General features: G+C 71.6%; 7 protein-coding genes. 6 read left to right on the top strand and 1 reads right to left on the bottom strand.

What is annotated here, in order from left to right:
• The first annotated feature begins 51 nt into the window (after positions 1-51).
• The 4 genes from AB0I72_RS04585 (at position 52) to AB0I72_RS04570 (ending at position 4,741) form a co-directional block, all read left to right on the top strand.
• Positions 52-1,032 carry a thioredoxin domain-containing protein gene (locus tag AB0I72_RS04585; protein ID WP_358562981.1) on the top strand — a complete coding sequence of 327 codons (981 nt, stop codon included), beginning with the start codon at positions 52-54 and terminating at the stop codon, positions 1,030-1,032.
• A 52-nt stretch (positions 1,033-1,084) separates the two neighbouring features.
• The gene (lgt, locus tag AB0I72_RS04580) at positions 1,085-2,197 is read left to right on the top strand and encodes a prolipoprotein diacylglyceryl transferase (RefSeq protein WP_358562979.1); all 1,113 of its coding nucleotides are present in this window, start codon (positions 1,085-1,087) and stop codon (positions 2,195-2,197) included.
• 99 nt (positions 2,198-2,296) lie between these two features.
• Positions 2,297-3,478, top strand: a complete 1,182-nt coding sequence (locus AB0I72_RS04575) for a hypothetical protein (RefSeq protein WP_358562977.1) — start codon at positions 2,297-2,299, stop codon at positions 3,476-3,478.
• Between the two features lie 168 nt (positions 3,479-3,646).
• The gene (locus AB0I72_RS04570; RefSeq protein WP_358562975.1) at positions 3,647-4,741 is read left to right on the top strand and encodes a hypothetical protein; all 1,095 of its coding nucleotides are present in this window, start codon (positions 3,647-3,649) and stop codon (positions 4,739-4,741) included.
• Positions 4,742-4,833: 92 nt separating this feature from the next.
• On the opposite strand, the gene AB0I72_RS04565 is transcribed toward AB0I72_RS04570, so the two are convergent.
• Entirely contained in the window at positions 4,834-6,600 is a 1,767-nt protein-coding gene (locus tag AB0I72_RS04565) for a bis-aminopropyl spermidine synthase family protein (RefSeq protein WP_358562973.1), read from the bottom strand.
• A gap of 580 nt (positions 6,601-7,180) precedes the next feature.
• Here AB0I72_RS04565 and gltB point away from each other — a divergent pair.
• Together gltB and AB0I72_RS04555 are read left to right on the top strand one after the other, a co-directional pair.
• On the top strand, positions 7,181-11,737 hold the full coding sequence (gene gltB, locus AB0I72_RS04560) for a glutamate synthase large subunit (RefSeq protein ID WP_358562971.1): 4,557 nt from the start codon (positions 7,181-7,183) through the stop codon (positions 11,735-11,737).
• A 33-nt stretch (positions 11,738-11,770) separates the two neighbouring features.
• On the top strand, positions 11,771-13,225 hold the full coding sequence (locus AB0I72_RS04555; protein WP_358562969.1) for a glutamate synthase subunit beta: 1,455 nt from the start codon (positions 11,771-11,773) through the stop codon (positions 13,223-13,225).
• The last annotated feature ends 6 nt before the right edge of the window (positions 13,226-13,231 follow it).

Here is a 13,231-nt window from a genome sequence, read left to right as displayed (position 1 = left end):
GACACCCCCGCGTCGGTCGACCACGTCCAGTAGCAGAAAAAGGAAGCAATCATGGGGAGTGCAGCCCGCCAGCGTTCTCGCGAGCGGCTCAAGGAGCAGCGGGAGAAGGACAAGCGCAAGGCCGCGCGCATGCGGACCCTCGCCGTCGTGGGGGCCGCCGCCGGTGTGGTCATCCTCATCGTCGGGATCGGATACGCCATCCTCAACTCCGACCGCAGCGGCTCGGAGTTCGACGGCGCCCTCGCCCCGCAGGTCGTCCAGGAGGACGGCAGCGTCGTCATGGCCCAGTCGGGGGTCCAGGCGCCCGTCGTCGAGGTCTACGCCGACTACCAGTGCCCCGCCTGCCGCCAGTTCGAGCTGCTCAACGGCGACGTCCTCAAGGAGACCGCGGCCACCGGCGAGGCCATCGTCCACTTCCGCCCGGTCAGCATCTTCGCCCAGCAGCCGGTACCGATCAGCAGCAACTCCCTGCGCGCCGGAGCGGCCGCACGCGCCGCCGCCGACCACGGCGTCTTCGTCGAGTACAACGACCTGCTCTTCGAGAACCAGCCCACCGAGGGCGAAGCCGGGTTCACCGCCGACGAGCTCAAGGAGTGGTTCCGCGAGACCGGCGCCTCCGAGCAGGCCGCCACCGCCTTCGACGAACGCATCGACTCCGAGGCCGCCGTCGTCACCCAGTTCACCGAGGACTACCTGCCCGCCCTGACCGAGGACGCCGTCGAACAGATCGGCCAGGAGAACCTCACCACCATGGTCCTGACCGACCTGCTGGCCTGGGGCGCCGAGAACGGACACGACCCGTCCTTCCTGGACGGGACCTACACGGGCGAGATCATCGAGGCCACCGGGACGGCCTACACTCGCTACAGCGGAGACAACGCGTTCCGCGCCACACCCTCCGTGTACATCAACGGTGAGCTGCTCGACAACAGCACCACCATGACGGTCCGCGGCCTCAACGGAGCGATCGAGGACGCGAGCGCCGGCGAGGTCCAGACCGAGCCGTTGGCCGACGGGGGTGGCGCGGAGTAGTCAACTCAGACACCCCCGCGTGCGGGGCGAACCCGAGAGCAGAGAAGTGACTTTGTCGTCGACAGCTTCCGAGGGCGCGGCCGAACTCGGCCGCGCCCTCGCGGCCATCCCCAGTCCCCAGATCAACGCGATCAACATCGGTCCGCTGCCGATCCACTTCTACGCCCTGTGCATCCTCGCGGGTGTGATAGTCGCGGTGTTCTGGAGCGAGCACCGCTGGGCGGCGATGGGGGGTGAGAAGGGCACCATCCTCGACATGGCGGTGTGGGCCGTCATCCTCGGCCTGATCGGTGGTCGCCTCTACCACGTCATCAGCGACGCCCAGCTGTACTTCGCGCCCAACCGCGAACCGATCCGCGCCCTGTACGTGTGGGAGGGCGGCCTCGGCATCTGGGGCGCGATCCCCATGGGCGCGCTCGGTGTGTACCTGGTCGCCCGCAAGCGCGGGCTGTCGATGTCCAAGCTGTCCTTCGCCATCGCCCCCGCGCTGCCCCTCGCCCAGGCCATCGGCCGCTGGGGCAACTACTTCAACCAGGAGCTCTTCGGCCGCCCCACCGACCTGCCGTGGGCCCTGGAGATCTACCCCTCCCCCGAGGGCGGGCTCCGCCCGGGCATGCTTCCCGGCGAGACCACCTACCACCCCACGTTCCTCTACGAGTCCCTCTGGTGCCTGGGTCTGGCCCTCCTCCTCGCCTACCTCGGCCGCCGCTTCGAGGACAAGCTCCAGGGCGGGCGCCTGTTCGCTCTCTACGTCATGGGCTACTGCGCGGGCCGTTTCTGGATCGAGTACCTGCGCATCGACCCGGCCAACGACTTCTTCGGCATGCGCCTGAACAACTGGACCTCCCTCGTGGTCTTCCTCGGCGCCCTGGCCTACTTCGTCTGGGCCGGCCGTCGCCTCGACTCCTTCTCCAGCGCCGTCGTCCCGCACGGCCACGACGCCGGCACCCAGGTGATCGGCGCCACGGCCAAGGGCGAGACCGTCGACGACAGCACCGTCTACAGCGCCGTGGAGCCCGAGGAGTCCGCTCTGGACTCCGAGACCTCGGACTCCACCGAGGCGGGCACGGAATACCACCCCAGCCCTGAACGATCTAGTAGCGAGGGCTCCACGGAGGACGACGCCGACGACACGGGAACGGACTCCGGGGCGAAGCCCCAGTAGGGTCACCGGTCTGACGGTCGGTCGGACACGTCCGGCCAGACCGCACGGTGCGCCCCGATTCCCACCGATCAGACCACGGGTTGACGATTGAGAAGGACCGTGAGCAGAGCTGAGTCCGGTCACCGCCGGAGAAGTCGCCGCGGCGGTCGGCGCCGCGTAGAGGACACCCACGTCGAGGAGTACGCCGACGACCAGGGTCAGGACGTCGTCCAGGAGGATGACTACGACCCGGACGAGGACTTCTCCGCCGAGTACGGCCACACGCACGCCCGTGCCGAGGCCGAAGCCGGGCACGACGAGTACGACGACGAGGAGTACGACGACACCGCGCCCGCGGGCGACGACGCCGAGGGGTCGCGCTCCCGCGGCGCCCGCCGGAAGAGGGACGGGGGCGGCCGCGGCGCCGCGAACAGGCGCGGCGGCGTCGACCGCGTCTCCGCCTTCTCCGCCGCCGCGATCAAGCGTGTCTCGGTGCTGGGCGACCGGCCCAACCAGATCGTCTACACGCTCGCCGAACAGAGCAAGCGCAAGCGCGGAACCGCCGTCCTGGGCACCCTCATGGGGGCCTTCGGCGTCGCGCTCGTCGCCCTCCTCGGCCTGTTGCTCTACCAACTGTTCAGCCCCGGCGGCGGCGCGCTCGCCCAGGGTGAGAACAGCATCGTCGCCCCGCCCGAGGGCCACGGGACGCTCACTCCCGAGCAGTTCCTGTTCGGAGCCAACCTCGAGGACACCTTCGGCCCCATCGACGAGCGCCCCGAGGGCGCCGAACCGATGACCGAGGACCTCGTCTTCGGCGACGCCGAGGAGGCCGAGGTCAACGGGATGGAGCTGACCCTCAGCGAGGGCCGGGTCACCGACTCGTGCACCTCGCTCGTGTGGGGCGAGGACCTGGGACAGCGCCTGATCGACGCCAACTGCTCCGGCGCCGCCATCGGTGTCTACACCGACCCCGACGAGGAGTACGTCGCCCAGGTGGTCCTGTTCGACCTGGTCAACGCCGAGGGCGCCACCCAGGTGGCCCGGGCCCTGGACCCGAACGACACCGACACCGGCGCCGGGTTCCTGCTGGCCGACACCGGCGACGTGCCCGGCCTGCAGGAGGGCTACAGCCAGGCCTCCACCCAGGTCATGGGCCACTACCTGGCCGTCTCCTGGGTCGCGGGCACCGACGGCTCCCCGCCCGGGGACGACACCGACATGGCGTCGGTGAGCGTCGCCGCGATGGGCACCGTCCTGCTGCCCTACGAGGAGGTCGTCGCGCGGACCCAGGCTGAGGAGTGAGCGCTGTCCGGGGGCGTCGGGCGCCCCGATAGGATCGCGGACGGATCGACCCGCGCGGGGGCGCCCTGGGGCGCCCCCATGCCGTCCGGTGGACCGGTGCCCACGCACCGCCCGGGCCGTGCGCGCGGTCCCCGATCCGACCGTCGACGTCCAGACTTTCGAGGCCCGATGCACCCGGAACCCAACAGGCGATCCCTCCCCCGGGGCGCCGCGCAAGAACCAGCCCAAGCACCGGCGTCCGGCGCCGCGGAGCACCGCTCGCGGGACGGCGACCCCGACGGGGCGCCGGACGGGCGGGGAGCGCGGTCGGGCGGCCGCCGTCGCGGGGGCGGCAGGCGCAAGCGGGAGCCGCGCCGCGGCGGGCGCCTTCCGCTGATCGTCCTGGCCGTCGTGGTGGCCCTGGCGCTCGTCGGCGTCGGCGTCGTGCTCTTCCTGCGGTCGTCCGACGACGGGGGAGGGGACACCGCCCCCGTCCAGACCCGCCCGGCCGCCTACACCGTCCGCGACATCGGTGACGGAAGCAGCGTGAACCAGGTGCTCGCCTCCCGTGAGGACGACAGCCTCCCGCTCAACGAGAGCGAGCTGTTCGAGGGGCACAACGCGGAGATCGCCAACGCCGACGAGACCATCGTGTTCACGATCAGGGACTCGGAGCTGACCGACGACTGCTCGACGGCCGTGTGGGGCCAGGACCTCGCCGGCGCGGTCGAGGACGCCGGGTGCACCCAGGTCGGCCGGGCCGCCTACGTGTCGGAGACCTACTTCGCCGTCACCGCCGTGTTCAACCTGGCCGACGTCGAGGCCAGCCGCACGCTCGCCGCCACCATGGTCGACCCCGAGGACGCCGCTGAGGGTGAGGCCGCCGACGCCGCCGTCCGAGGGTTCGTGCTCGCCCCGTCCGGTGCCGACCCCTTCGACCGCCTGGGCGAGGGGTACAGCGCCAGCGACGCGATCGTCAGCGGCCACTACCTCATCGTGGTCTGGGTCCAGCCCATCTCCTCCGAATCGGTGGACGACCGGGTCAGCCTGGCCGGACCGCTCGTGGCGCTGGCCAACGTCAACGACCCGCTGCTGCGCAGGGTCGGATGGGCCAGGGACGGCAGCACCGACGAGGGGACCGACGGCACCGAGGGCACCGACACCACCGGGACGACGGGCACCGAGGGCACCGGCGGCACGGGACAGACCGGCACCGACACCACCGGCACCGGAGGAACGGACACGACCGACACCACGGGCACCGGGACCACCGGCACCGACTAGCCCGTGTTCCTCGGGGCCTCCGCGAGGCCGCGGCCCGCGTCACCCCCAACGGACGGGGCCCGGGAGGACGACCTCCCGGGCCCCGCGCCCGGTCACCCCTCCGCGTGCTCCACCCGCTCGATCAGCCCCTCCATCACGCCACGCAGCTCGCCCAACCGGTGCCCCGGCAGATCCAGCAGCGTGTGCCCGGACAGCCACGCCGGTGTCGTGGCCACCGCGTGCCGCGACGTGCGCTTGTTGATCGGCCGCCCCATCCACGCCGCGACCTCGGTCAGCCCGCCGCGCAGCGTCGCCCGCAGCATCCCGTGCGCGCGCTCCTGCACGTGGACCATCAGCCGGTCCACCGCCGACCCCGCCCGCGTCCGCCGCGTGAACCGCACCGCCGTCAGGTTCGGGGCCCCGAACCCCCGCAGGAACCGCACCTCGAACCGCGGCTCCACCATCGCGCGCAGCGCCCGCTGCCCCGCCTCGTCCCGCACGGCCGCCGCGGCCGACGGCACCAGCGCGTACACGGTGTCCGAGGCCGCCGCGAGCGCCGCCCGCGCCCCCAGCCGCTCCCACCCGGCGGTGAGGTTGACCACCGCGTGCTCCGTCGCCGAGGTCGGCGCCCCCATCCACGTCGAGAGCCGGACCCGCCCCGCCTCCGCCGCGACGTCCTTGGGCCACGCACCGACCAGCGTCAGCGCCCTCGGATCCGCCGCGCCGCCCAGGTCGTCGAGCACCGCCCCGACCACCGCCTCCGCCCGCTCGGCGTCCAGACCGCCTCGTGCCTCCTTGGCGTTGACCCCCTGGCTGTACACCCGCGCGGCGTCCCCCGACGGAGCGGGAGCGGTCCGCGACAGCGGCCGCAGGACGTACAGGTCCGAGGCGGCGCCGATCGACTCGGCCCCCTGGTAGCGGTTGAAGTCCGGCCAGACCGCCTCCAACAGCAGGTCCAACCGCACCATCCGCGTCTGCGTCGCCGCCGCCAACCGCGGGGTGGTCTCACTGGCCCCGTAGGCCACCAGCACCCGGCCCCTGCGCGGATCGGCCATCCCCTCCAGGCCCCGCCGGACGAACAGCTCCACCCCGTCCGGGGTGTACGGCGGATCGGTGAAGACCACGTCCGCGCCGCCGCGCAACGGCGACGGCAGACCCAGCCGCAGGTCCGCGAAGTGCGTGCGCACCGGCAGCTCCTCGCGCTCGGCCACCGCGTCGATGTGCGCCAGCACCCGTTCGTCGACGTCCACGACCTCCGCGCGCGCCCGAGGGCAGACCAGCGTCACGGCCAGCGCCGTCAGGTCGTGGTCGCCCACGCACAACAGCACCCGGTCCCTGAGGTCGAACCGCGTGCACAGGAACAGCGCGCGCCGCAGCGCCGTCTCCGCGGTCGCCGCCACGTGGTCCAGGTCAGGGTCGGACGCGGGCCCCTCGGCCACCGCCCGCGCGAGCACCGCGCCCGCCCGCGCGTACCTCGGCACGAGGTGGGCCACCGGGTCGGCGAGGTCGTCGGCGGCCGCGCTCCGGAAGTCGGCGGGGTGGACCAGGCGCACCCTGCGCTGCCCGTCCCCCGTCTCGGTGTCGAGCTCCTCGGCCTCGTCCAGGGCGCGGAGCGCGGCCGCCACGACGGCGTGGGCGACACCGCTGGCCCGCACGAGGTCGTTGGCGCCCCACCACCGGCCGTCCGAGAGCAGCGCCAGGATCCGGCGGACCCGGGGCGCGTCCACGCCCTGCTCGACGAGCAGTCGCAGCGCCGCCTTGGGCAACGGGTCGGAGCGCTCCGAGGTGACCGATACCGGTGCTCGTGAGGTTGAGGCGATCGGGTGTGCGTGCGCGGCGCCGGGGTCGTCCGCGCCGGGGGAAGTCGGGTGTCCTGCCATGCCCCGATCGTCCCACGTGCGGGCGGTGGGGATGGAATCGCTGGTCAGGGCGGTTCATGGTGGATGAGGGAGATATCACCCACCCGTGTGCGGAGGAGACCTTGGAGCTGACGTTAACACCGGGGTAATGTGGGTGTGCGGAGCGCCACGTTCACGTTCCGGAGTGGGGGCAGCCCGACCACCAGTCGGGGTTTTATCCACTTTGGGAGGTTTAGCAGGGTTCCCGCGTGGAAGAACGGCTAGGCCAGCCCTCATCGGAGAACAGCGTCCGAGAGGGACCCGCGCCGCCTCCCGCGAGGAGGCACGACCCTTCCGTGAGGGCGCACCGCAGCTCCCTCTGGTCTAGACCTGCGATTCGCATCGCGGCTGGACCAGCGTGTATAAGAGAACTTCCCGCAACGGGTGACCATCCGCCACCGCGGCCACGAGGACGTGGCCGACCCGACGGCAGCGGACACCGGCACCCGCCCAGCGGGCACCGGCCGCGACCCGGCCGCACAACTTCATTCCCGACGCAGCAGGGCCAACGTCGTCCCGGATGCGCTTTTCACGAAGCCGACGAAAGACGACAGGAGGGTAGATGCCTGCTGCTCAGGTGCGGCGTTCGTCCGTCCGAACGAACGCGGAAACCACGTCCCAGGGCCTGTACGACCCCGCCTTCGAGCACGACGCCTGCGGTGTGGGCTTCGTCGCCGACCTCACCGGTCAGCGCAGCCACGACATCGTCCAGAAGGCGCTCACCGTCCTGCGCAACCTCGACCACCGAGGCGCCTCCGGGGCCGACCCCGACGACGGTGACGGCGCGGGCATCCTCACCCAGATCCCGCACGAGCTCTACACCGAGGTCTGCGACTTCGACCTGCCCGACGCTGGCGCCTACGCCACCGGCATCGCCTTCCTGCCCGCCGACGCCGCCGACCGCGCCGACGCCGTCGCGCGCATCGACGCCATCGTCGCCGACGAGGGCCTGACCGTCCTCGGCTGGCGCGAACTGCCCTTCGAACCGCAGTACTGCGGCCCCGCCGCGCGCGAGGCCATGCCCTCCTTCGGCCAGCTCTTCGTCGCCGGGACCCCCGGCACCCCCACCGAGGGCCTCACCGGCATCGCCCTGGAGCGCTACGCCTACTGCGTCCGCAAGCGCGCCGAGCACGAGACCGACGTCTACTTCCCGAGCCTGTCCCCGCGCACCATCGCCTACAAGGGCATGCTCACCACCCCGCAGCTGGAGCCGTTCTTCCCCGACCTGTCCGACCGGCGCTACACCTCCGGCCTGGCCCTGGTCCACTCCCGGTTCTCCACCAACACGTTCCCGTCCTGGCCGCTCGCCCACCCGTTCCGCTACGTCGCGCACAACGGCGAGATCAACACCGTCAAGGGCAACCGGAACATGATGCGGGCGCGCGAGGCCAAGCTCGCCACCGACCTCATCCCCGGCGACCTCGACCGGATCTTCCCCATCGTCGACCCCGACGACTCCGACACCGCCTCGCTCGACGACGCCCTCGAACTGCTCCACCTGGGCGGGCGTTCGCTGCCGCACGCGGTGCTCATGATGGTCCCCGAACCCTGGGAGAACCACACCGAGATGGACCCGGCCGTCCGGGCCTTCTACGAGTTCCACTCCACCCTCATGGAGCCCTGGGACGGACCCGCCTCGGTCACCTTCACCGACGGCACCCTCGTCGGCGCCGTCCTGGACCGCAACGGCCTGCGCCCCGGCCGCTACTGGGTCACCGACGACGGCCTCGTCGTCCTGGCCAGCGAGGCCGGCGTCCTGGACATCGACCCGGCCAACGTCGTCCGCAAGGGACGCCTCCAGCCCGGCCGCATCTTCGTCGTGGACACCGCCCAGGGACGGATCATCGAGGACGAGGAGATCAAGGCCGAACTCGCCGCCGAACACCCCTACCAGGAGTGGATCGACTCCGGCCTGGTCCGCCTCGGCGACCTGCCCGACGCCGAACCCACCCCGGTCGCCGAACTCAACCTCGCCCAGCAGGTGTTCGGCTACACCGAGGAGGAACTGCGCGTCATCCTCACCCCGATGGCCCGCACCGGCGCCGAACCCATCGGATCCATGGGCACCGACACCCCCGTCGCCGCCCTCTCCGCACGGTCCCGCCAGCTCTTCGACTACTTCTCGCAGAACTTCGCGCAGGTCACCAACCCGCCGCTGGACGCCATCCGCGAGGAGATGGTCACCAGCCTGAACACCCTGCTCGGAGCCGAGGGCAACCTCCTCAAGGCCGAGGTGGGCGACACCCGGCGCCTCGTCCTGCCCACACCCGTGGTCGACCAGGCCCAGCTCGCCGCCATCGTCCAGGCCGGAACCACCAACCCGGCCCTGCGCACCTTCACCGTCGACGGCACCTACCCCGTCGACGGCGGCGGCGACGCGCTCTCCGAGCGCCTCGACCAGATCAACGCCGAGGTGTCCCAGGCCATCGCCGACGGCGCCCACATCCTCGTGCTCAGCGACCGCCGCGCCGACGCCACCCGCGCGCCCATCCCGTCGCTGCTGCTCACCGGCTCCGTCCACCACCACCTCGTGCGCGAGAAGACCCGCACCGAGGTCGGCCTGCTCGTCGAGGCCGCCGACGTGCGCGAATGCCACCACGTCGCGCTCCTCATCGGCTACGGCGCCTCCGCCGTCAACCCGTACCTGGCCCTGGCCACCGTCCAGGACCTCGTCGAACGCGGCGTCATCGGCGGCATCGACGCCGACCAGGCCGTCCGCAACACCGTCAAGGCGTTCGGCAAGGGCGTCCTGAAGATCATGTCCAAGATCGGCGTGTCCACGGTCAGCTCCTACACCGGCGCGCAGATCTTCGAGGCCCTCGGCCTCGGCCAGGACGTCATCGACCGGTGCTTCACCGGCACCACCTCCCGCCTGGGCGGCGTCGGCTTCGGCGTCCTCGCCGAGGAGGTCGCCATCCGCCACCGCCGCGCCCACGCCGCCAACGCCAACGCCCACCGGCGCCTGGAGGTCGGCGGCGAGTACCAGTGGCGCCGCGAGGGCGAACCGCACCTGTTCAACCCCGAGACCGTCTTCAAGCTCCAGCACTCCACCCGCACCCGCCGGTACGAGATCTTCAAGGAGTACACCTCCAAGATCGACGACCAGTCCCGGGAGCTCATGACCCTGCGCGGACTCTTCCGCCTCAAGGAGGGCGTGCGCGAGCCCATCCCCGTCGACGAGGTCGAGCCCGTCTCCGCCATCGTCAAGCGCTTCTCCACCGGCGCCATGTCCTACGGCTCCATCTCCGCCGAGGCACACGAGACCCTCGCCATCGCGATGAACCGCCTCGGCGGCAAGTCCAACACCGGCGAGGGCGGCGAGGACCCCGCCCGCTTCACCCCGGACGCCAACGGCGACCTGCGCCGCAGCGCCATCAAGCAGGTGGCCTCCGGCCGGTTCGGCGTCACCTCGCACTACCTCACCAACGCCGACGACATCCAGATCAAGATGGCCCAGGGCGCCAAGCCCGGCGAGGGCGGCCAGCTGCCCGGCCACAAGGTCTACCCGTGGGTGGCCCAGACCCGCCACTCCACCCCCGGCGTCGGGCTCATCTCCCCGCCGCCGCACCACGACATCTACTCCATCGAGGACCTCGCCCAGCTCATCCACGACCTCAAGAACGCGAACCCGTCCGCGCGGGTCCACGTCAAGCTGGTCTCCGAGGCGGGCGTCGGCACCGTCGCCGCCGGCGTGTCCAAGGCGCACGCCGACGTCGTGCTCATCTCCGGCCACGACGGCGGCACCGGCGCCTCCCCGCTCACCTCGCTCAAGCACGCGGGCACCCCCTGGGAACTCGGCCTCGCCGAGACCCAGCAGACCCTGCTGCTCAACGGACTGCGCGACCGCATCGTCGTCCAGGCCGACGGCCAGATGAAGACCGGCCGCGACGTCGTCATCGCCGCCCTGCTCGGCGCCGAGGAGTTCGGCTTCGCCACCGCGCCCCTCGTCGTCTCCGGCTGCGTCATGATGCGCGTGTGCCACCTCGACACCTGCCCCGTCGGCGTCGCCACCCAGAACCCGACCCTGCGCGAACGCTTCTCCGGCAAGGCCGAGTACGTCGTCAACTTCTTCGAGTTCATCGCCCAGGAAGTCCGCGAGTACCTCGCCCAGCTCGGCTTCCGCAGCCTCGACGAGGCCATCGGCGCCGTCGACCTGCTCGACACCACCGAGGCCGTCGACCACTGGAAGGCCCAGGGCCTGGACCTGTCGCCGATCCTCCACGAGGTCGAACCCTGGGGAGGCGACCACCGGCTGCACACACGCGGCCAGGACCACGGCCTGGAGAAGGCCCTGGACAACACCCTCATCCAACTCGCCGAGGGCGCCCTGGACTTCGGTCAGCCGGTCACGCTCGAACTGCCGGTACGCAACGTCAACCGCACCGTCGGCACCATGCTCGGCCACGAGGTCACCAAGCGCCACGGCGCCGACGGCCTGCCCGAGAACACCATCGACGTCACCTTCACCGGCTCCGCGGGCCAGTCCTTCGGCGCCTTCGTCCCCAAGGGCGTCACCCTCCGACTCGAAGGCGACGCCAACGACTACGTCGGCAAGGGGCTCTCCGGCGGCCGCGTCATCGTCCGCCCCGACCGGTCCTCCCCGCTCGTCGCCGAGGACCACATCATCGCCGGCAACGTCATCGGCTACGGCGCCACCTCCGGCGAGATCCTCCTGCGCGGCGTCGCCGGCGAACGCTTCTGCGTCCGCAACTCCGGCGCCACCGCCGTCGTCGAGGGCATCGGCGACCACGGCTGCGAGTACATGACCGGCGGCCGCGCCGTCATCCTCGGCCGCACCGGACGCAACTTCGCCGCGGGCATGTCCGGAGGCGTCGCCTACGTCCTCGACCTCGACCACCACCGGGTCAACCCCGAGATGGTCGAGATCGAACCGCTCACCGACGAGGACCGCACCTTCCTCACCGACGTCCTCACCCGCCACCGCGACGAGACCGGCTCCGCCGTCGCCGAGCGACTCCTCGCCGACGGCCCCGCCGCCCTCGACCGCATCGCCAAGGTGATGCCACGCGACTACAAGCGGGTCCTGCTCGCCCAGGCCGAGGCCGAACGCGACGGGCGCGACGTCAACGAGGCCGTCATGGCCTCCGCGCAGTCCTGAGCGTCAGCGAACACGAGAGGAGGAACACACACCATGGCTGACCCCAAGGGTTTCCTGAAGATCACCGAACGCGAACTGCCCGCCCACCGCCCGGTGGACGTGCGCATCCAGGACTGGCGCGAGGTCCACGAGGACTTCGACCGGGGCACCGTCACCAAGCAGGCGTCGCGCTGCATGGACTGCGGCATCCCCTTCTGCCACAACGGCTGCCCGCTCGGCAACCTCATCCCCGAGTGGAACCACCTCGTCCACACCCACGACTGGGCCGAGGCGATCGAACGCCTGCACGCCACCAACAACTTCCCGGAGTTCACCGGACGGCTCTGCCCCGCCCCCTGTGAGTCCGCGTGTGTGCTCGGCATCAACCAGCCCGCCGTCACCATCAAGAACGTCGAGGTCTCCATCATCGACCGCGCGTGGGAGGAGGGCTGGGTCAAGCCCCTGCCCCCCACCACCCGCACCGGCAAGAAGGTCGCCGTCGTCGGCTCCGGCCCCGCCGGACTCGCCGCCGCACAGCAGCTCACCCGCGCCGGACACGACGTCACCGTCTACGAGCGGGCCGACCGCCTCGGCGGCCTCCTCCGCTACGGCATCCCCGAGTTCAAGATGGAGAAGCGGCACATCGATCGCCGCCTCGCCCAGATGACCGCCGAGGGCACCGCCTTCCGCACCGGCGTCGACGTCGGCGTCGACATCACCGTCGACCGGCTCCGCGCCGACCACGACGCCGTCGTCCTCACCGGCGGCGCCACCGCCTGGCGCGACCTGCCCGCCACCGGCCGCCACCTCGGCGGCATCCACCAGGCCATGGAGTACCTGCCCCTGGCCAACAAGGTCCAGGAAGGCGACTACGACACGCCGCCCATCACCGCCGAGGGCAAGCACGTCGTCGTCATCGGCGGCGGCGACACCGGCGCCGACTGCGTCGGCACCGCCCACCGCCAGGGCGCCGCCTCCGTCACCCAGCTCGAGATCATGCCCAAGCCGCCCGCCAAGCGGCCCGACCACCAGCCATGGCCCACCATGCCCATGCTGTACAAGGTCACCAGCGCGCACGAGGAGGGCGGCAAGCGGATCTACTCCGTCAACACCCTCGAATTCCTCGGCGACGACAACGGCGACGTCCGCGCCCTCAAGCTCGTCGAGGTCAAGCGCACCGACAAGGGCTTCGAACCCGTCGAGGGCACCGAACGCGAGATCCCCGCCGACCTCGTCACCCTCGCCATGGGCTTCGTCGGCCCCCAGAAGGAGGGCATGATCGAACAGCTCGGCGTCGAACTCGACGGACGCGGCAACGTCGTCCGCGACGCCGACTACCAGACCACCGTCGACGGCGTCTTCTGCGCCGGGGACATGGGCCGAGGCCAGTCCCTCATCGTCTGGGCCATCGCCGAGGGCCGCTCCGCCGCAGCCGGAGTCGACCGCTACCTCACCCAGACCACCACCCTGCCGGTCGCCATCCCGCCGACCGCACGGCCCCTGGTCTGAGCCACA

The sequence above is a fragment of the Nocardiopsis sp. NPDC049922 genome (assembly GCF_040660275.1).
In the GTDB taxonomy this organism is placed as follows: domain Bacteria; phylum Actinomycetota; class Actinomycetes; order Streptosporangiales; family Streptosporangiaceae; genus Nocardiopsis.
Note: the sequence above shows the minus strand (reverse complement) of the source record. Positions and strands in the feature narration are given on the sequence as shown.